This is a genomic window from Fusibacter ferrireducens, assembly GCF_015352425.1.
GTDB classification, from domain to species: domain Bacteria; phylum Bacillota; class Clostridia; order Peptostreptococcales; family Acidaminobacteraceae; genus Fusibacter_A; species Fusibacter_A ferrireducens.
The window spans coordinates 314,810-336,021 of record NZ_JADKNH010000003.1 but is presented as its reverse complement, the minus strand read 5'-3'; the positions used below and the strand labels follow the sequence as shown (position 1 = coordinate 336,021).

Genomic DNA, 21,212 nt, shown 5'->3' with positions numbered 1-21,212 from the left:
TTAAAAGAGCTCATAGCATCTCAAATCACTAATTTCAAATAATATTCCGTATTACGAAATATTATTCACCACGAATTCTATTATAAATGATTGATTTATATTTTACATTACAATATGATGACAATTCTAAATATGAAACTTTAGTGAGGTTCCTAATTTTATGAAACAATATCTAGACATTATCTCAAAGCTTGAAAATACGACGCCCAATACATCTGGTGTCAACCGTACTGCCTCTATACTCATTCCCTTAATTGAACGCAATGGAGAAATTCATATTCTGTATGAAAGACGTGCACTTCACCTTAATAGTCAGCCTGGAGAAATTTGTTTTCCCGGTGGTAAAATTGAGTCTCTTGAAAAATCATGCGAAACTGCTCTTAGAGAAACCTGTGAAGAACTGAATTTAGAGGATAGTGAAGTCACCCTTATTGGGCGACTCGATTCGATTCTCACAAGTTTTGATATGATTATTCACTGCTATATAGGCAAAATTTCACGGTCCTTTGAGTCCATTCAATTCTCCAAATCTGAAGTGGATTCAATCTTCACAGTACCACTATCGGTATTGAGAACGTTGCCACCTAAAATATACCATGTCAAAACTAAAATGGAATTGCCTGCTGACTTCCCTTTTTCCAATATTCCCAATGGCAAGGATTATAATTTTAGAAATACAGTATATCCCATTGTTTTCTATTATTATGATCACTACATCATCTGGGGACTAACTGCTCGGATGACAAAAAATTTTATTGATATGATCAACGACATCGAATTCTAACAAAATTTTAAGCCAGCAATTGACTGGCTCACAGCAACACTTTAGACCATCTCGCATAAAATGAGCTCTCACATCTATCTGTGAAAGCTCATTAACTGGTTTCGGCACGTTCGATTTTGCAATATTCAATTTTTAAGTTCTGTCCGTTAAATATAAGCATTCCTCCTAACTGATTAGTATTAGAGTTAAAAAAGAGATACTTAATTTTGTTGCTTTTGTTACACTTTGTTACTGCCTATAGATCACTATCTACTATTACGTCCCGAGTCCCAATCTATTAAAAACCATATGGTTTTCTTATTATTATGTTACCCAATTGTATCGTATTTCAAACATTTTTTCTCAATTTACCTCCCAGCTCTGCCAAAGTTGACGTACTATGAGCCGCTTTATATAATCCTTCTAGTTTTTGTCGTATGTGCACCTTTCGTGAGCAACATATCGAGCTGCAAGCCTACTCAACTTTTGACTTTTGATACACTCACCGACTGTGATATAATGAAAAAAAGAGGAGGCCAATATGGAATTAAAAAATTTTTTACTGCCATCTCGTTCTATTGAAGTTGCTGTCACTATAGAAGACGAAGACCACAAACCTGCTTTGTTAAGGCTAAAAACAGTCATTGAAACAGGTTATGAAAATGGCTTTTTTAAGATCGTTGCACCCATGCATCACGGTCGTTTATACAGTTTCCGTGAAAATGAAATAATAACCGTCACATTTACAACACAGAATGATCAAAAAAGAGAGGCCTTTGATATCAAATGTAGTATTGTTTCAAGGGAGCATAAGGGAAATCTATATACTTTAACACTCAGATCAACTGGATCACCACAAAAAGTCCAAAGACGACAAGCTTTTAGAGTTAATATCTTTAACACGTATACTTTCACTTATAAGGATAAAACCCAGCAAATCGTGACGAAAGATATCAGTTCAACGGGTATGCGCGGCCTCACAACGATGCAAATGTCTAAGGGTGACATGTTTGAGATCCAGTTTAATGCCAATACCAAAGAACAACATGAGATTGATCCTGAACTCTATGCCAAAAAGATTTTCACTATAAAATGTCGTGTGGTGGACTGCATGCCGCAAACCGAGATACGTCGCTATATGCAACGGATCCAATTTTTAGAAATGACCTCCTCACAGAACAAGTATTTGATTCAATACCTCTACGCTAAGCAAGCCGAAATTATTTATACTGAAGGCAGCGACTCAGACCAAAGAGCCTTAATGGATCAATATTTTAATTCTCAATATGACGATGTTCCAGTTGAAGATGCCGTCACGCGACGCATTCAACTTTTTTCGCTCATCTCATTATTTGTGCTCTTTTTGTCCATTGTCTTTTTGCTCTACGCTCAACCAAAACCCGTATACGGATTAGACCGATTTTTTGATTATTTTAGAGCACAAGCTTGGAATTCAGCCTACTACCTATTATCTCTTTTCTCTAGTATTCTCAATTTATTCATTGCTATGTACGGGCTTATTCTCAATGCCACTAAAATTAAAACCAAAAAGGACCATTTTAACAGATTGTTACTTGTGACCCTAACCTTAACCGTTGTACTCATCTTTGTACTTCTTTATCTGTTTATCACAGTCCCTATATTTACCAGTAATAAGGTCTATTAATTTTTCTATTTGAAAATGTACAGTTAAAGATATAATGTTATGAATATCGTGTTGAAAATATAACGCTAAAAAAGAGATGTGCTCATTGAAAATCAGCACATCTCTTTTTTGCTCACCTTCTATTTTAGGATTCATCCCTTATTGCTACTATAAATGCCTTGATAGGTTCCCCGGCATCTAAGTACTTTATCTATATCATTGAGCACAGCTCTCTTATTTTTGATCCACTGCGGCGCGATCAAAAGTTCTTTAGGTCCATCCCCAGTAACTCTGTGCACCACGATTTCTGAGTCCAGTATTTCAAGAGCATCACAGACCAGCTCCACATACTCTTCTTGAGTCAATACATGAAACCCTGTTTCACGGTAAAGCGTTTCTAGATCACTCCCCTTTAAAACATTTAACATATGAAATTTGACACCAAATGGTTTTAATGCAGAAACATAGGCAACCGTATCAAGCATTTGAGCCCTATCCTCACCGGGTAAACCTAAAATAATGTGAAGGACAACATCAATATGCTTCTCAAGGAGCTTTTGATAAACAGACTCAAAAAGTGCCATGCTATAATGTCTTCGAATACACTCTACAGTTTTTTCATGTATGCTTTGAAGTCCAAGTTCTACCCAAAAAATGCCTTTCTCATTATAGCTTTCGAAGAGGTCGATCACTTCATCCGATATACAATCAGGCCTTGTTGCCACTGCAAGTCCTAAAATGGATTCATCTCTGGTCGCTGTCTCATAAAGCCATTTCAATTCGTCAACTGGCTTATAAGTGTTCGAATAATTTTGAAAATAACTCATGTATTTTGGAGCTTCCCATTTAGACTTAAGAAGCGTCTTTTGAGCAGAAATCTGAGCCTCTATAGAAGAATGCGTCCTTTTGAAAACATTTTCAGTATCTCCAGCAAATTCTCCAGAACCCAATTCCGAACAAAACAGACATCCTCTCGTATCCAATGTACCATCTCTATTAGGACACGTGAATCCACCATCCAAAGATAACTTTACTATTTTGGTATGAAACTTGTCCTTAAAATAATCGTTTAACGTATAATATGCTTTTTTCAATCTTGCTCCTTTTATTGTTCAATGAGTTCAAGTTTTCTCAGTACTTCCACAAATTTGTCAATATCAATTGGCTTTACAGCATACCCTTCAGCACCTATTTCAAATGCATTCTTTACCTTTTCAGTTGCATTAAGCGCCGTGGTCATAATAACCTTACTTTTTTTATCCGCAGGAATTTTCCGCTCATCTTCAAGTACTCTTATGGTCTTTAAAACATTGACACCATCAACCTCGGGCATCATAATATCCAGGCAAATCAAGTCATAATGTTGACCTTCATCAAGCGACATGATAAAGACTTCTAACGCTTCTATCCCATCCACAGTGACATCGCATTCGCCATAATTAGATAAAAACTTATACAAAAAAGTACGACTTACATAATCATCTTCTGCAATCAAAATTCTCATAATGTTCACCCTTCCATCTCTTCTAATAATTTTAGATAGTATTTTTCAAAAGCTTCAATTTCTTCTCGCCTCAAGGCCAACTCCATTTTTAACATCAATCTTTTTAATACTTTATTGTGACTCACTGTTTTTTTAAGCGACGCAAGTTGAGTTTCCGCATCTATCAGTTCCCCTTTATTAATACTATAAATAACTTCATTGAGCATTTTCTTTAATTGGATGAGTTCAATTTCTGCACTGCTGTCTTCAGTGCTTTTTATTCTATCAAGAATATCATGTGCCGATGTCTCAGATTCTACATCTAGTTTACCATGCTTCATAATTATTTCATAGAATAGCTTTATATCAATGGGTTTAGCAAGATAATCATCAAATCCCTCTTGAATCATTTTTTGCCGATCTTCTTTTAAAGCATATGCAGTCAAAGCAATAATAGGGATTGATTTTTTTTGAAGACTTTGTAGCTCTCTAATTTTTTTAGTGGCATCAATGCCGTTCATATTGGGCATCTGAATATCCATAATGACTAAATCATAGGTATTGCTTTCATATTTTTTTACGCATTCAACACCATCTTCTGCCATTTCAACACGGTGACCTTGAAGATTTAACAACTTTTCAATCACGATTTGATTGATCCTGTCATCCTCTCCCACAAGAATTTTGAGTTTTTTATTGACAGCTGGAACCACTAGTTCTTTCTTTTGAGAATCTTTTACAACTTCTTCTGTCAACATGTAAGGCAGTACCAATCTAAAAACTGAACCTTCGTTTATTTTTGAAGCAACTGACAACTTGCCCTTCATGAGATCTGCCATACTCTTAGAAATCGTAAGCCCCAATCCTGTCCCGCCATATTTCCGCGTTGCACTTGAATCAGCTTGATTGAAGCTCTCAAATATTTTCCCTTGATTTTCTTTGGAAATACCGATGCCACTATCAATGATCTCAAAGCTGACCTCAATTAATTGTTCACTCTTCTCCACATAAAAAACTTTAAGCTTTACAAATCCACTTTCAGTAAATTTGATGGCATTGTAGATTAGATTATTTAAAATCTGCCCCAATTTATGTTCATCGCCAATGACATATTCGGGGATGTCATAACTTATTTCCAATATGAACTCAAGATTTTTTTCAATTGCTTGAATTTTAAGAGGTTGAACAAGTTGTTGTACAAATTTTTTCAGATTAAATATACGCTCTTCAACCACCAATTTTCCTGCTTCAATTTTAGAAAAGTCAAGGACGCCATTGATGATTTTAAGTAGTGAAATGGCACTTTCTTTTACCATTTCTAAATTGCTCCTCTGCTGTTTATCCAGAGTACTCATCAACGTCAATTCCGTCATACCAATTATACCATTCATTGGCGTCCTAATTTCGTGACTCATATTTGCTAAGAACATGCTCTTGGCTCTATTGGCTTCATCAGCAAGGAGTTTGGAAGTTTTAAGCTCTTCTCGATATTTAACTTGCTCTGTGGAATCCCTTAAAACGAACACATATGCAATTTGATCGTTGAAATTGATCACATTGCCCACCGTTTGGAGCCATTTTAACTTGCCATCTTTTGTTTTTAATCTAAATTCTATTTTCGCTCTGTTGACAAAATCTAAGTTGATGCCATTTTCGGCGGTTTCACTCTGAAGATCTTCATCGTAAACAAACTGCCTAAAGTCTTGATGGAGCACCTCATCAATATCATATCCCGTCAATAATTTAACCGAGGGCGAAACGTAAGTGATCTGGTTATTGACGTCTATCTGTATAATGGTGTCTAGCATACTATCTGTCAATAGTCGCAAATTGCGTTCACTCTCCACCAAATCTTTTGACATTTTTTTATAGTCTGTAATATCCTGTAATGCAATAATAATATGCAAATTATTATCCACAATTGCTGGAGAGGCATTCAATCTCAAGCAACGATTCTCGTTCCTCATTTTATTTGGACTCTTGTATATGAGTTCCATGCCTCTTACGATCATTTTTTTTTCTAAAACCCTTCTGAGAGTTCTCTCTATAAGACAATCTTCGCAATTTAAGCACACTGGATTATCGGAATCCATATTGTATGTACATAAAAAAAATGGCACAAAGTTTTTGTTAATGAGCTCCTTTAACGGCAAATCAAATATTTTAACAATCTCTTGGTTTAATTTAATAATCTTGAATTTATCATCGACAATTGCAAGCCCCACAGTTGTATTTTCAAAGATAGCTTCCAACTTGGCTTTCTCATACTCTAAATGCTTCTCCGTTTCCTTTTTTGTGGTGATGTCGCTGAGCATAATAACATAATTCGTCGTATTGCCCTGCTCATCCCTAACCGCCTGCATTTGCAAACTTTCCCAAAAAATTTCGCCTGCACTGTTCTTCAACATAATCTCTGTATTCCACTTTGATCGGTAATCTATATAAAAATTAACCATTTCTTCAAAATCGGACTCTCTTCTAGAAATCAGTAAATCCAATGCATTTTTACCCGTAAGGATGTCTTCCTTCTCAAAATACTTGTTCAAAAAATAAGGGTTACAGTATTCAATCGCCCAATTGATATCCGTTATAATCATGGAGTTATTGCTCTGTTCCACTAGACTTGAGAACTTCAACAGTTTTTCTTCAGCTTTAAAAATGCGATCTATATCCCTAAAAATAATAGCGTATCCTGTAATTGTGCTCGCCTCATCATATGAAGCCGAAATACTTGCAGATATGTACTTATAGGAATCCTCTTCCAGCTTTAATAAGGTATTCTTTTGCAAGCCAATAGATTGATGTTCTTTGGTAAATTTGGTTAAAGGTAGAAAAACAGGTTTATGATTTATTCGGTTGATAATTTTAAAGACTTGATCTATAGGTTCACCTATTATCTCTTTTTTATCCCGCTCCAATATTTCGCAGGCTTTATGATTTACAAATGTAACGGATTTCAAGTCATCTGCAATGAGAATGCCTTCGCCGGCAACCTCTAATATTTTTATCAAATCTAAACGATCAATATGATCCATGTTATCACCCACTTTTTCAAACATATTCTACTATCTTATTTTTAACCACTCACTGGAAATCTAAACATAGATTTCAACGATTCAACAATTTAATGTGAAATTAAAAAATCACTCAGCACTCTATAATCTGCTCAGGTATTACCCAGATTATCATAAAATGCTAAGTGATTCACTTCAATAAGATCTTCCCACTGTATATTTAAATCCTGTCTAAAAAACTATGCCTAGGACTTAATAATTGGAAATGCCTTGCCACTTAATCCAGTCATGGAAAAACCCATCAGTTGAGATAAGGTTGGACAAATATCCAACAAATCTCCCGTTTCAATGACAACACCTGAAAGCACATCTGGACCAAATGCAATAAAAGGCGGCTTATGCCCTTTCGAAGGATGATGACCATGCATGCCTTTGTACCCTTCTGATTTTGTGGGTACAATTGCTTTAATAATCTCGCCTCTCAACTCATTATTAAACATAACACCCTCTGCACCTTCAATGACAAAAGTAAACTCTCCTGAAAGTCCCTCTTCAGAATTAACTTCTTCTTTATTGAAAATTCGGCTTATATATGCATCATATTTGCGTTCGATTGCTAAAAGCGCCCTATATACGCTTTCTTTTAGTACTTCATCTTCCGGGTTCTTTAACATGATATGTGTTGAGAACCCACCTGAAAAACTGTATGCATCATAATCTATAACTTTTCCATTTTCATCTAACCTTATCAAACCCATCTCTACAAAAATAACGTTTAGAGCAAAATGATTTCTGACGGCCAGTTGACCGTGATCTCCCAATAATATAAAGTTCGTCTTCTCAAAACTTCCAGTCGCTTTAGATGCATCCATTAAATGACCAACGATCTCATCAACACGATCGAGACATCGATGAATTCTTTCACCTTCAACGCCGCTGACATGTCTTTCATGGTCTAAACAGACGGAATGAATCAACATCAGATCTGGATCAAAACGTCGAATCATATCCGCTGCAATGGGAACAGAATAACCATCCATATCAATCTCTTTTTTATTAGACCAATCGATGGATTCAATATATTGTTCATAATACAGATCCATAACGGACTCTGTGCACGCACGCTTAAAAGTTTCTACTACGGGTTCATGCCTATTGGGCCAAATTTCAGCTAAATTATGAGTGGGTTTCTTGCCTGCCATAACTGGCCACATAACACTCGCCGTGGTTAGCCCCTCTTCATTTGCAAAATCCATTAAAGAGGGCACTTTCACGTAATCGCTGTACCAGTACCAATCAGAACCCATAATGCTCCAATCTGGATTTTCTGGTTCTATTGTAGGCAATTGATTATGTGGAATACCATGACGGTTGGGATGCATGCCCGTTATGATTGAGGTGTGTATTGGATATGTGAGCGTCGGATAAATTTCTCTAACGTTCTTAACCAATGCACCCTCTGAGAGAATTTTTGAAAAATTATCTTTTTGCTTTAAATAATCCAAATCTGTTGTCTGTAGAGCATCTAAAGAAATTACAATCAATTTATGTCTCATGCTATGTCCCTCAATTCTTGTCTAACTTCTCTCAACGATATTTATTCGTTCAATATTGTATTGATCGATTTTTCCAGCGCACCTAATGTTGAATCCACGTCCGCATTATTAATCCAAATTGCATCCAGTGCATCTACAATATCCTTGCTCGCTTCTGCATACCCTGGATTCATAGGACGACCCGTACTGTAGCTCAGTTGGTCAAGGGCCACTTTATATTGAGGAATCTCTTTATAGAGCGCATTCATAGCATCTGAATCCTTTGCACTCACACGTGAAGGTAAGTAACCTGTATTTTGACTTGCTTTAATGGTCTGCTCTTTAGAAGTCATCCAATTGACAAACTCCCATGCAGCTTGTTTTTCAGCATCCGTCCCGCTATTTGTAATCACTAGGTTACAGCCTCCTGTAGGAACGCCATAAGATTTTGCCTTTGGAATAAATGCGGTTTGAACTTTAAAGCCATTGTCTTTTGCAATTTGGAGCACATTGGTTAAATCACCTGTTGAACTAAACCAAAGTGCCGTATCCTGATTCATAATATCTGTTTTCACTTTATCACTCTCACCTGATGAGATTAAGTGAGCACTTTTTTTATCGCCAAGTTCTTTAAAGAATTGAATGATCTCTTTAGCCTCATTTGAATTCATATTTGTACTGGTCTCAGATGCATCCAAGACACTAGAACCGTGCTCCAACATAAATGCTTCAAAGGTCCAAATATAACTGTTTACTGAAATACCATATTTGCCTGTTTTCTCATGAACTGTATTCACATACTCTGCAAGTTCTGCCCATGTGGACGGCCCTTTTGGATCGAGCCCAGCTGCCTCTAATAGAGTTGTATTCATGTACAAAATCGGTGTACTTCTGAGATAAGGCAAACCATAGCAGGCATCATTATAGTAAGAATTTTTCATGAGTCCCTCTTGAAAATCCTTTAAATCCACATTAGACTGCTTCACATATGAATCCAATGGCAAGATGACATCATTCATCGCAAAAGTTTTCATAGATGCGATTTCCATAACTTCAACATTTGGTGCATTTCCAGCAATGTAAGCCGCTTGAAGCTTTTGATGTACATCGTCATAAGTCCCTTGATATTCTGCAGTTACATGAATATCCTTTTCCTTCCCAACCGTGTTGTTAAATTCTTCTGTAAGATCAATGTTGTTCTGTTGAATTTTGTCTGTCCATGCATACCAAAATGTGATTTCTGTCGGCGTTCCACTTGCTTTTGCTGGCTCGCTTGAATTTGCATTTGCCGTTAAACTGCTTGCATTTGCACATCCCGTAATACTCAAGGCTAAAATTGCCACAATGAGCAATGCCTTCATGGATCTTTTTACTTTTGAGTTCATAATCTTCTCCTTTTCAATGTTTGGTTTCCCTTAATGATTCGTTTTTGTCATTATTATTAATTGTTATTGCTTTAATCCAATGCGAACTTTCTGATTCTAAATACTATTTTTCCCCCATATAAGTAAAGGCATCGATAATATGGCGCTGAGCAAAAAAATAGGCAAAGAGTATTGGCAAAATCAAGATGACATTGCCTGCCATAACCAGATGATAATTGATACCGCTTTCTACCATTCTCAGAGAGGCGATACCCAAAGGCAAGGTGCGGACCGTATCATTCGTCGTCATTACCAGAGGCCAAAAATAATTATTCCATGTTTCAATAAAAGTCAGCAAGCCCAAGGTGAATACAGTGGGTTTTGCAATTGGAAGCATAATTTTAAATATAATTTTAAGTTCGCTGCTTTTATCCAATCTGGCTGCCTCTATCAACTCTTCTGGAACTTGCTTAAAAGTCTGTCTCAACATAAAAATGCCAAATGCACTTGAAGCAAAAGGTAAAATAAGTGCCCAGTAAGTATTGATCATGCCCCATTTGCTAAAGAGTAAAAATATGGGCAAAAAGATCAATTGTGATGGAATCATCATTGTGGAAAGTGTAAGTCCGAAAAAAAGATTCTTAAGCTTAAAATCATAACGCGCGTAAGCATAAGCAGCAGGCACTATTGTTATAAACTGAAAAATCATTGTACCAAAGGCAACCACGATGCTGTTAAAAGTAAATTGTAGAAAGGGAATCGCTTCAAATGCATTCTTAAAATTTTCAAAATGAGGATTCCAAACGAAAAAAGTGGGTGGAAATTGCAACGTTTCGCCAAGTGATTTAACGCTTGTTAAAAGCATCCAATAAAATGGAATAAAAAAGATCACAAAAATAATAAGATTTATAAACCATTTTAGGATCATTTTTATTGGATTTGAAAATATCATATAACCCCCTATCTATAATGGACGCGCTTGCTCAGCGTATTGAAATAAAAGAAGGTGACCGTGCCAATAATAACCATCAAGACGACGCCAATTGCAGAAGCATATCCAATTTTATGAAATGAAAATCCATATTGATATAGACTATATACAAGTGTATTGGTATTGTTCGACCCCATTGTCATGATATTTATAGTTTCAAATACTTTTAAACCACCTATAATACCAGTTAAAGTAATGAAGAATAATGTTGGTGAAATCATGGGCAATGTAATCTTAAAAAAAGTTCTATACCTATTGGATTTATCCAATTTAGCCGCTTCATATAAGTAAGGCGGTATACTTTGAAAGGCCGAAATAAAAATAATGGTATAATAGCCCACGCCTTTCCAGATATTAACAAGTACAAGTGCGTAGATGGCAACTTTAGGATCTTCTAGCCATCTCACTGTGGGCAAATGCAAAAGATTTAAAATATAGTTGAGTAGGCCTAAGTCACTGTCCATCATCCACATGAAGATAAAGGCAATTGAAACAAGTGATACGATATAAGGCGCAAAAATGACGCCCTGCAAAAAACGATTTATCGCTGTATTTTGATTTAAGTATAATGCAAGCAATAAAGCGAGAACAACAGACACACTCACAGTTCCAACCATAAATTTTACGGTGGTGATCATCACTTGATAGAAGTCCGGATCCACAAATAACTTGTCATAATTTTGAACACCGATAAATACTTTATCGCTAAGCATATTCCATTTTTGAAAACTCAGATAGATCATATACAGTATTGGATAGATCATAAAAATCAAAAAGATCATCATGGAAGGTGCTATCAGTCCATATGGAAAGACCACTTTCCCAATATGTTTGAGAAGGTCCATATTAAAACTTATGGACGCTTTATCATCAAAATGCGCCCCAACTTGAGAATGATTACTAACTGCATATTTTTTGATCACGTGGTACCGCCTTTTCATAAATTCTATTTTCATCACGATCAAAATAGCAAAGTTTATCGTTTGAAATAAGAATACTCACTCGACCTTCATAGACTTCTCTCATATCGAATGTCTTTAAATTGATCGAACCATATTTTGTTTCAATCTTATAGAGAATTTCTGACCCCAATATTTCATAAGTATTTATTTGACCTGCTAGCTCAAGTCCTTCTTGAGAAGGATTTACCGACCGAATCTTGCTAATTTGACCATGTTCTGGTCTAAAGCCAACATACTCTACCCGCTCATCAAAGCCATCTAAATAGGAGAAATCTTTGGCATGAAGAATGTTCATTGGAGGACTGCCAATAAATTGTGCTGTAAAAATATTCTGAGGATCGTTATAGATTTCAAGTGGAGGACCTTGTTGCATAATCTTCCCCTTATTGAGCAATACAATGTGTGTGCCCATGGAAAGCGCTTCCACTTGATCATGAGTTACATAGACAAAAGTCGTCTTTAGTTTTCGATGCAGCTCAATCAGTTCAGTCCTAATTTGGTTTCTAAGTTTAGCATCCAGATTGGATAAAGGTTCATCCATTAAAAAGACGGAAGGCTTTTTCACCATTGCCCTTGCCAATGCAACTCTTTGTCTTTGCCCTCCAGATAAGGACTGTGGCTTACGCGCAAGATACTCTGAAATGCCTAAGATATCACATATTTCTTGAATTCTCTGGTTTCGCTCTACTTTGGGGATCTTGTTGTTTTTAAGACCAAATTCTATGTTGTCCCTTACAGTCATCGTAGGATAAAGTGCATAATTTTGGAAAACCATTGCAATATCTCGATCACCTGGCTCAATATTGTGCATCGACTTGCCACTTATGAATATTTCACCGTCTGATTCTTGCTCTAAGCCAGCAATCATTCGAAGGGTTGTTGATTTACCACATCCTGACGGTCCAACTAAAATTGTAAAACTGCCTTCTTCAATTTTTAAATTGAGATTGTCTATGACTTGTAGATCTTTCTCGTACGCTTTATCAATACCTACGAGCTCAATTTTGTACATTTTGTTCTCCTTTCTGACTTTATAAATGAAGTTTACTCTCTTGGGATCAGTCTAATTCAATTATGTTAATATCACTTTAATTTGATGTAAAAAGCATGGTTCTTACATAATCTTTACATAAAAATAAAAGGCACTTCCCAAAAGTCTTTCAACTTCTGGAATATGCCTTTTATCTTCTGATTATACTTTACTTTATGATAATCCTTTACGATTATACGCTATCTATATCTCTAAATTTAAAATTTCAATGCTTCGCTCCAATATGCCACTGAAATAAGCCAGTGCCAGCCCATAATTCGTAATATACACGTTTTGAGTTTCACACAAATCAATTCTTGTTTGCATGCTCTTTCGATTCATCATACACGCGCCACAGTGAATAATCATATCAAATTCATTTGGATTTTCTGGAAAATCTTGACCCATGGCAAAACTAATATCCACTTGGTTTGATATTTTATTTCGAATCAACTTAGGAATTTTAACACGTCCTATGTCTTCATGAGAATAATTGTGTGTACAGCTCTCAGAAATTAAAATTTTAGCATTTGCCCTTAATGCCTTAAAAGCGTTTACGCCTTCAATCAAACGCTTTATGTCGCCCTTTTGACGCGCAAAAAGGATTGAGAAGCTCGTCAACTTAATGTGTTTAGGCACTATTTTACTCACTTCAGCAAAAGCCTGTGAATCTGTCACAACCAAATCTACTTTAGGAAGTTCTTTTAAAGCCTCTTCAAGTTCTGTATCTCTGACTACAAAGCTCTTTATCCCATGATCTAGACAATCTCGAATCAGTTGAACCTGCGGCAAAATAATTCTGCCCTTTGGCGCTTCAGAATCAATTGGAACGACCATTACAACCGTACTGCCATAAGGCAAGAGATCGCCTACTATGACAGGTTCTTCTTCAAGTATTTTCAATTGACCCATCAATTTTTGATTGAGGTCATGAATGTCCGACAACACTTTAGTGGATACAAATGTAACCTCTCCAAAATTCGAACGAATCACTTGCCGCTGAACCTCATCCATTAAATCCGATTTATTGACAACGCACATAAACGGTATTCTGTATTTTTTAAAAGTATCTGTCATGTCCCTGTATTCCTGAACATCAGGCGCAGTGCCATCCACCAGATAGATGGCATAATCTGTCCGACTCAGCATTTTTTTGGTCTTTTCTACCCTTAAATTACCGAGCAAACCTTCATCGTCAAGTCCAGCAGTATCTATGAAGACCACCGGTCCAAATGGGATAAGTTCCATTGCCTTAAAAACAGGATCCGTTGTTGTGCCTTCCACTTCAGATACAACTGCAATATCTTGACCTATAATCGCATTAAAAAGGGATGATTTGCCTGCGTTCCTGTTGCCATAAATGCCAATGTGAAATCGATTTGCATTAGGTGTTTTATTCATGTCTATCCTCACTCATCTATAAAAATATATCTCTTTTGCCCTCAGATAAATCTCTTAGGCCCTGTATCACCACTTGTTTGGTCTCAGGCTTTTTGATTTTTTCAATTTCTTGTGCAATAAAATGATCTGCCATTTCCCTTAATTCAGCGTCCCCAAAATCAAGGACATACTCTTTTAATGTCATTAGAGCATTAGGTTGACACACATGTTGAATCTCTCCTGATTTTGCAAGTTTCATAAATCGATCCCCAGTACGCCCCATTCTATAGCATGATGTACAATAACTAGGAATAAAACCATCTCTAATCAATCCCTTTAATACCTCAATTGGCGATCGTTCATCTGAAATTGCAAACTGTTTTATGTCATGGTTGCCTTCTTCTTCTTCCTTGTAGCCGCCAACACCAGTACATGAACCTGCACTCAATTGGGATATGCCATGATGAAGCAATTCATTTCTGATTTCTTCAGTCTCTCTTGTGGACAATATCAAGCCTGTAAAGGGCACTGCTATTCGTAGTATTGCAACAATCTTTTTAAAAGTCGCATCATCTATCAATGAATTGAATTCAGTCATTTCCATGCCCTCAGCTTTTTTGATGCGTGGCACAGAGATCGTATGGAATCCAACGCCATAATTGTCTTCAAGGTGCTTGTTATGCATCATAAGAGCCAATACTTCAAATTTATAATCTGCAAGCCCAAATAATACCCCTGCACCCACATCGTCCACACCGCCTTGCATAGAACGGTCAAATGCAGTTAGATGATACTCGTAATCACCTTTGATACACTTTGGATGCATATCTTCATAAGTGGGTTTATGATAGGTCTCTTGGAACAGTATATAGGTGCCAATATCTGCCGCTTTCAACTTTTTATAATTTTCAACTGTTGTCGATGCAATATTCACATTGATCCGTCTGATATTGCTCTTTTCGCTTGCTTCGCTATAGATCGTTTTCATTGCATCCAATATATAGTCTATATTGCAATTGACTGGATCTTCCCCCGCCTCTAAAGCAATGCGCTTATGTCCCATCTTTTCAAGGATTCTAACCTCTGCTCTGATTTCTTCCTCAGAAAGTTTTCTTCGGGCAAACTTATTTTCACGTTTATAACCACAATATTTACAGTTGTTAACACAATAATCACTTACATATAGAGGTGCAAAAATAACAACTCGATTTCCATAAATTTCACTTTTGATCTTCTCAGCAATTTTGTAGATCTGAGACACATGTGCCTCGGATTCAGCTTGTAATAAAATCGCAATTTCTTCATAGGTCAAGCCCTTTTTATCTGCGGCTTTTCGGATAACTTCTTGAATTTCTTCATTGGATACATTTTTTGCATTTTCTAAAATTTGACCGATCAACTCGTGGTTGATGAAATTAGCTTCAGTGTAATTATGGTCGTTGTATTTCATAATTTTGCCTCCATTTTCAATGTAAATTATGCATCAACAGACTTTTTCGAAATAGACGTTTTAACTGAAACATTTTTAAGATTCCCAAGTTTTCCTGTGAGCCCATTGATCTCATCCATTTCACCGATCACTATAATCGTAATGACCGATATGCCATATTGATCGAAAGGGATGCCCGTTCGACCTCTGACAATGTCTTTAAACTCGGATACAATTTCATTAAATCTACTTTGAACGCCCTGTGCATCTTCTAATATTGCGCTGATTACAGCTACTTTTTTAATCATTTCTACCTCCCGATAACGAACTAAGCCTACTCAAATTAATGCCAATATGCCTTAAAATGATTTTCCCGATTGATGCCTCGGAGAAAATCTTTTGGCTCAAATTTTATTGTATGAATCACTGTCCGCCAAAACCATGTTTTGTTTTTCCGGACTCGTTCTCGTCTAACCGCCCAGAGCAGGCTGTACATTCCTGCCTCTAGGCTGGACGAAAACTAGTGATTTCTAACAACATTCGAACCATCTCTCGATGCCTCAAACCAATTTTCACTGACAATTTTCCCGATTGATGCCTCGGAGAAAATCTTTTGGCTCAAATTTTATTGTTTTACTAAAAAAACCTTCTCAAAGAGAAGGTCATATCACAACAGAAAGGTTTCATACTCTTCCAATCAAACGGTGTTTGTGAAAAAGATGAAATAAATCATGATTGATTACTTCCTTTCAGATTAGAATCTCTGCTCTGTTAGGTCGGTAAAAATTATTAGACAAAATTCACAAGTTCAATTAAATACTCATAAATTTTGAATATGTTTGTTAATATCTTATCAATCATTTTTAAAACTGTCAAGTTTTTTATTCACAATTTAAAACTTGATGATTTGTACTTGATTTCTACCCACTCGTTTTGAACCATACAAGGCAATATCTGCATTTTTAAGCAGTAAATCCTCACTTGTATCCACATCATAGTGTTCGAAAATGGCCACACCAATACTAATTGAAACTCTTTTATTAACACCGACATCCTTGTGAAGAATGTTGAGCTCATTGACCCCAACTAGCATTTTATTTGCAAGGGTTTTTACCTTTTCATAGTCTGCGTTTGGTATAATCACAAGAAACTCATCGCCTCCAAATCTATAGACATATGGCGTAAATACCGATGCCTCTTTAAAAATCACATCTGAAATCGATTTGATAGCGTGATCACCTTCCAAATGACCGTATTGATCATTATATTCTTTAAAAAAATCAATATCACATAAAATTGTTGCAATTTCTAAATCATCTGCCCTAACGGTGTTCAATATTTTTTTTACATCTTCATTTAGTGCGTTCCTATTGAGTAATCCGCTTAGTCCATCTCTTCTAGAAATATGTTCAAGTGTTCTATTCAAAATTTTCATCTGTTCACTTTTAAGAGCATTTGTTATTGCAATAGAAATATAAGAGGAAAAAACCCTTATCATCTCAAGTTCGTAATAATCGAACCCATTGGGTTCATATTTTTGAAGAGAAAAAACGCCAATTACTTCGTTGTCATTTACAAGGGGGACATAAAAAACCGTCTCATAGGGCACTGTGATCTCTAAAAAATTCACATTTAAGGACTCAAAATCATATAACTTGAGTTGAGTATTCCGTCCAGTATAGACTTCTTTTTCATTTCTTATGGTCCACGCCGCAAGACTGCTTTTATTGGAAACACTAATATCATAAGTTGATGATATTTCTCCATCATGATACATTGTACGCCTTGTAATCAATGCCTTTTCCTTATCATATAATCCAATAACGATGGCATCACATGCCACGAAACTTTTAAGTTTTTGTATAATAAGCTCTATTAGAGTATCATAATCTTGTTCTTTTGAGATGTCTTTTGACACCTCATGTATGAACCTCATGTTTTCAAAGAGTTTTTCATTGTTCTCTTTTATTTTTTCATTTAACTCAATTTCTGTTTTTTCTGTTAGCTGAAAGATGCTTGCCTCATAAAGATTCTGCATCAATTTCTCATCATAATTTATAAGTTTACGATAATTTTCGAATCCAATATCAACTAACTCAAGTTTTTCAGTCAAATAACAGCACATTTTGAGTGCATTTCTTAAAATCTCATGATCATCTATCTTTTCAGAATTCTCGACGACTTTTTGACAGAGCACAAAAGCGTCTTCTACTCTTCCAGTCCTATAAAGCTGTTTAACGCGTTCAAAGATGACAGCGTTTAATCCAATCAGATCTTCCTCCGCTTCAAACAACAATTCTGCTTTTTTGAGTTCTGTTTCAGCATCTTTATACTGCTCTTGAATGCTAAGATATTTACTTAAAACAATAAAATATAAGCCTTCAAGATATTTTACAGATTTAAGGCAAACTGCCATCTTGTTTAAATACGTTGGGACCTCATTCAACTGCTTTTGTTCTAGATGAAGATCTACTATATTGTACGCAACTAAGTACTGCGACTTAATGTTAAATTCTTTTCTTGCAAGTTCAAACGCTTCATAATAATAATTAATCGCTTTTTCTTTCATGCCCATTGAATTGTACACGGTAGCGATATTATTGATTAAAGTGCTTTTGTAATTGACCTTTTGATCCTTGTATTCAGTAAGTCGCAGACCCTGATGATAGTAATCAAGAGCTAACGCAAATCTACCAGCCTGATTATGAACATTACCCAGAGTATTTATAGCTTTAAGGTTTAAATCCTTATCTTCCAAATTTCGAGCAAGATCTAAAGCTTTTAGCGCAGCATCATGGGCTGAAGCAACTTCTCCGACAAACAACAATTCTCTGGCATAATTTGCCAAAGTTCTCGCTTTTAAAGCATCATCTGAAATCTGATCCAGTGTTTTTAGAAGGCTCTTTAAAGAATTGAGTTTGACCCTATGAGTGATTTGATCTCCGTTTTCCGCCTCATCATTTATTCTATTACACATCGCCACAATAGAACTATACGTCGTCATCAATACTCATCCCCCTAAATGTTATACTATTGTAACATATTTTTGTCTATTTGACCAGCTCTTTCCTGTTGTGATTCATTTTGTGGATTACAAATACCGCCCTCAAGTAGTAATTGCGTAATTTCTTTTTTATCCAATGGTTTGCTGAACAGATACCCCTGAATCAATTCGACATTTAATGTCTTTAGATATTCAAGTTGAGGGATTTCTTCTACCCCCTCTACGACGACTTGAAAGTTCATATGGTGCGCCATATCTACTATTGAATCCATCAAATTGTACTCCTTGTTTTCAAAATCCATCTCGAGTAAAAAGTCTTTATCAATCTTTAGCTTGTCTATCTTTAAATTTCTCAAATAATTCAGTGAAGAATAACCTTTTCCAAAGTCATCTAAAGCAATCTTTACACCTAGATTTTTGGCATCTAAAATAATGCCATTCGCCTGATCAATATCTTCAATTAGACAGGTTTCAATAATCTCAAGGCAAATTTTTGAAGGATTAACATCCAATGATCTAATGGTATCATGTACAAATTTGATGAAATTAGGCGCTGTAAACCAAATCGGAGAAGTATTAATGGATACAAAAAAATCTGATTCAAAAATTTCTTCCCACAATAAGAGCATTCGACAACTCTTTTCAAAGACCATTTTATCAATATCTTCAATAATGCCAAGTTTCTCTGCAACTGGTATAAAAATTTCAGGTGAAATAAGCTGCCCCATTTTATTTTTCCATCTAACCAGTGCTTCAACACCTTCTATCCTAAAGGTAAACGGATTGACCACAGGTTGATAGACCACATATATTTCATTATTTTTAAGTGCTCTCTTCAAATCATTTTCCAGTTGCAATTGTTTTTGGTAAACCTCTTTCAATTTTTGAGAATAAAAAATGATGGTTTTGTCTAAATTGCTATGACTGGCAATTTCAATATTACTGATCAGTTCTGCACCACTCTCACCATGTTCAGGATATCGGGCAATAATAATACTGAGCTCGATATCAATGTTTGGAAATCGAGCGTTCATATATTCTTGAAGTTTTTGAACCTGCTCAATAATCCCATATTCTGAATTCAAATTCGATAAAGCTGCAAAGGTATAATCAGCCGTCCTGTAGACCGCATCAGAACCAAATGCAGTCCTTATTTGTGTCATAAAAGTACTTAAAAACATTTGTATATTTTCATTGGTTAACTGCTCTACAATTTCTCTATCATTTTTTAAATAGATGAATACTAAACTGATATATTCATTTTTATCGGATGCACCTAATAATAGATCCAGATCCCTTTCAAGTAAATAAATGTTGCCAGCCCCTGTAATCGTATCAAAGTATGCCATCTCTGCTATAAATTGTTCCCTCTCATTTAGGTGTACTTTAAGTTTTTTGTATGCAGCTATAATGGCGTCTACTTCAGAAATGCCTGTTTGATCAATAAAAAAGTCGCTTTGATCGGATTCGCTTTTTTCAATTTGCTTATTTAAAATGGCAATTTTTCGAATTAATCCCTTGTAGATAAACTTATAGTAGATTAAACTCGCTGAAAATATGGATACCAAAATTATATAGATTACATATCTAAACATCTGCTTTAATGGATTGGAAAGCCCAGAACGTTCATAAAGAATTGTTTTGAGCAATAAGGGGCGTGCCAACCACTTATTTTGATTTAAAGATACCAATTGATATACATAAATATATTCTGAAGCCTTTATCTTAATGAGATGTCCCTCTTTTAATTTAGAGAGATCTATCTTATCTTTTGCCCTAATCAATTCATCCGGTCCGATAAAATCCACTGTAAATTGTGTGTCATGATCGATATACTCACTGCTTACATTTAAGAGATATGGATAAAGCGACTCATAAACTGCCACAGGATAATGAATAAGTAACGTCTGAATCAAATCATGTACTTCAAGAATATATACCTCTGATGACTCAAAATACTGCTGTGAAACGATTTTAATTTTATGATCTGTAGGATTTAAATAATAGCCAAAATTATTGACATTGGATGACTTTGAGAAATGATCGCGATTTTTTTTGACCATATCTAAAAACGGCGTTTCAACACTTAAATCCACCGTAGATTCAATTCGATTAAAATTTTTGCCAAATAAATAGAGTCCTTCTGCATCTATTTCTGATTGAATGACCTCTAACTTATATTTTGTGAAATTTTCGTTAATCTCACTTTCTATGACATTACTTTTCTGAATTTCGCCACTGACAAGTGTGAGTATGATATCCAATCTATTGAAGACTTGGTCAATATACGCCATATCTCGTTTATAGACGATCTCTTCAATTTCAGATACAAACGTAGATAATCCCCACAAATTAAGCGATACACCTAAAATAGCAAAAAGCAATAATATGACTATCATCCTAAAGAAAATTTTTTTCATTTTGATCACCTTTACATAATACACGATAACGATATAACAACATTTGACCCATCGCTCGATGTCTCAAAACGATTTTCGCTGACGCTGTTTGAGGGTGAACATACCTCTTCACAGCTTTTGGCTCAAATCTTGTTGTTTGATAAAAAAAACAATGCCAAATACTGACATTGTTCTTATACCCACTATATTCTA

Annotated in this window: 15 protein-coding genes; 2 read left to right on the top strand and 13 right to left on the bottom strand. The window is 35.6% G+C overall.

What is annotated here, in order from left to right; translation table 11 throughout:
- Positions 1-160 precede the first annotated feature (160 nt).
- Both ISU02_RS06530 and ISU02_RS06525 read left to right on the top strand, forming a co-directional pair.
- Positions 161-784 (top strand): NUDIX hydrolase, encoded by a 624-nt coding sequence (locus ISU02_RS06530; protein WP_194701002.1) that lies wholly within the window; start codon positions 161-163, stop codon positions 782-784.
- 520 nt (positions 785-1,304) lie between these two features.
- Positions 1,305-2,429: a flagellar brake protein gene (locus ISU02_RS06525; protein WP_194701001.1), complete on the top strand. Its 1,125-nt coding sequence runs from the start codon at positions 1,305-1,307 to the stop codon at positions 2,427-2,429.
- A gap of 131 nt (positions 2,430-2,560) precedes the next feature.
- On the opposite strand, the gene ISU02_RS06520 is transcribed toward ISU02_RS06525, so the two are convergent.
- From ISU02_RS06520 to ISU02_RS06460, 13 genes are all read right to left on the bottom strand, one after another.
- The gene (locus tag ISU02_RS06520) at positions 2,561-3,502 is read right to left on the bottom strand and encodes a TIGR01212 family radical SAM protein (RefSeq protein WP_194701000.1); all 942 of its coding nucleotides are present in this window, start codon (positions 3,500-3,502) and stop codon (positions 2,561-2,563) included.
- An 11-nt stretch (positions 3,503-3,513) separates the two neighbouring features.
- The gene (locus tag ISU02_RS06515) at positions 3,514-3,912 is read right to left on the bottom strand and encodes a response regulator (protein ID WP_194700999.1); all 399 of its coding nucleotides are present in this window, start codon (positions 3,910-3,912) and stop codon (positions 3,514-3,516) included.
- Between the two features lie 5 nt (positions 3,913-3,917).
- The gene (locus ISU02_RS06510; protein ID WP_194700998.1) at positions 3,918-6,950 is read right to left on the bottom strand and encodes a PAS domain S-box protein; all 3,033 of its coding nucleotides are present in this window, start codon (positions 6,948-6,950) and stop codon (positions 3,918-3,920) included.
- A gap of 200 nt (positions 6,951-7,150) precedes the next feature.
- Complete coding sequence (locus ISU02_RS06505) at positions 7,151-8,461, bottom strand: alkaline phosphatase family protein (protein ID WP_194700997.1); 1,311 nt, start codon at positions 8,459-8,461, stop codon at positions 7,151-7,153.
- 41 nt (positions 8,462-8,502) lie between these two features.
- Positions 8,503-9,825, bottom strand: a complete 1,323-nt coding sequence (locus ISU02_RS06500) for an ABC transporter substrate-binding protein (protein ID WP_194700996.1) — start codon at positions 9,823-9,825, stop codon at positions 8,503-8,505.
- Positions 9,826-9,928: 103 nt separating this feature from the next.
- On the bottom strand, positions 9,929-10,756 hold the full coding sequence (locus ISU02_RS06495; protein ID WP_194700995.1) for a carbohydrate ABC transporter permease: 828 nt from the start codon (positions 10,754-10,756) through the stop codon (positions 9,929-9,931).
- Positions 10,757-10,764: 8 nt separating this feature from the next.
- Entirely contained in the window at positions 10,765-11,718 is a 954-nt protein-coding gene (locus tag ISU02_RS06490) for a carbohydrate ABC transporter permease (protein ID WP_323985016.1), read from the bottom strand.
- Positions 11,696-12,769: an ABC transporter ATP-binding protein gene (locus ISU02_RS06485; RefSeq protein WP_194700994.1), complete on the bottom strand. Its 1,074-nt coding sequence runs from the start codon at positions 12,767-12,769 to the stop codon at positions 11,696-11,698. Before ISU02_RS06485 ends, ISU02_RS06490 begins: the two co-directional genes overlap by 23 nt.
- 222 nt (positions 12,770-12,991) lie before the next feature.
- Positions 12,992-14,188: a [FeFe] hydrogenase H-cluster maturation GTPase HydF gene (gene hydF / locus ISU02_RS06480; RefSeq protein WP_194700993.1), complete on the bottom strand. Its 1,197-nt coding sequence runs from the start codon at positions 14,186-14,188 to the stop codon at positions 12,992-12,994.
- 16 nt (positions 14,189-14,204) lie between these two features.
- Positions 14,205-15,617 (bottom strand): [FeFe] hydrogenase H-cluster radical SAM maturase HydG, encoded by a 1,413-nt coding sequence (gene hydG / locus ISU02_RS06475; RefSeq protein ID WP_194700992.1) that lies wholly within the window; start codon positions 15,615-15,617, stop codon positions 14,205-14,207.
- A gap of 26 nt (positions 15,618-15,643) precedes the next feature.
- Complete coding sequence (locus ISU02_RS06470; protein WP_194701095.1) at positions 15,644-15,901, bottom strand: TM1266 family iron-only hydrogenase system putative regulator; 258 nt, start codon at positions 15,899-15,901, stop codon at positions 15,644-15,646.
- A gap of 587 nt (positions 15,902-16,488) precedes the next feature.
- Positions 16,489-18,600, bottom strand: a complete 2,112-nt coding sequence (locus ISU02_RS06465; protein WP_194700991.1) for a sensor domain-containing diguanylate cyclase — start codon at positions 18,598-18,600, stop codon at positions 16,489-16,491.
- 26 nt (positions 18,601-18,626) lie between these two features.
- On the bottom strand, positions 18,627-21,020 hold the full coding sequence (locus ISU02_RS06460; RefSeq protein WP_194700990.1) for a bifunctional diguanylate cyclase/phosphodiesterase: 2,394 nt from the start codon (positions 21,018-21,020) through the stop codon (positions 18,627-18,629).
- Between the last annotated feature and the right edge of the window lie 192 nt (positions 21,021-21,212).

What these genes read in the sequence shown, in the direction of transcription:
- ISU02_RS06530 (WP_194701002.1), top strand. Translation starts at nt 161, where the DNA reads ATGAAACAATATCTAGACATTATCTCAAAGCTTGAAAATACGACGCCC.
- ISU02_RS06525 (WP_194701001.1), top strand. Translation starts at nt 1,305, where the DNA reads ATGGAATTAAAAAATTTTTTACTGCCATCTCGTTCTATTGAAGTTGCT.
- ISU02_RS06515 (WP_194700999.1), bottom strand. Translation starts at nt 3,912, where the DNA reads ATGAGAATTTTGATTGCAGAAGATGATTATGTAAGTCGTACTTTTTTG.
- ISU02_RS06510 (WP_194700998.1), bottom strand. Translation starts at nt 6,950, where the DNA reads ATGTTTGAAAAAGTGGGTGATAACATGGATCATATTGATCGTTTAGAT.
- ISU02_RS06505 (WP_194700997.1), bottom strand. Translation starts at nt 8,461, where the DNA reads ATGAGACATAAATTGATTGTAATTTCTTTAGATGCTCTACAGACAACA.
- ISU02_RS06500 (WP_194700996.1), bottom strand. Translation starts at nt 9,825, where the DNA reads ATGAACTCAAAAGTAAAAAGATCCATGAAGGCATTGCTCATTGTGGCA.
- ISU02_RS06495 (WP_194700995.1), bottom strand. Translation starts at nt 10,756, where the DNA reads ATGATATTTTCAAATCCAATAAAAATGATCCTAAAATGGTTTATAAAT.
- ISU02_RS06485 (WP_194700994.1), bottom strand. Translation starts at nt 12,769, where the DNA reads ATGTACAAAATTGAGCTCGTAGGTATTGATAAAGCGTACGAGAAAGAT.
- hydF (WP_194700993.1), bottom strand. Translation starts at nt 14,188, where the DNA reads ATGAATAAAACACCTAATGCAAATCGATTTCACATTGGCATTTATGGC.
- hydG (WP_194700992.1), bottom strand. Translation starts at nt 15,617, where the DNA reads ATGAAATACAACGACCATAATTACACTGAAGCTAATTTCATCAACCAC.
- ISU02_RS06465 (WP_194700991.1), bottom strand. Translation starts at nt 18,600, where the DNA reads ATGACGACGTATAGTTCTATTGTGGCGATGTGTAATAGAATAAATGAT.
- ISU02_RS06460 (WP_194700990.1), bottom strand. Translation starts at nt 21,020, where the DNA reads ATGAAAAAAATTTTCTTTAGGATGATAGTCATATTATTGCTTTTTGCT.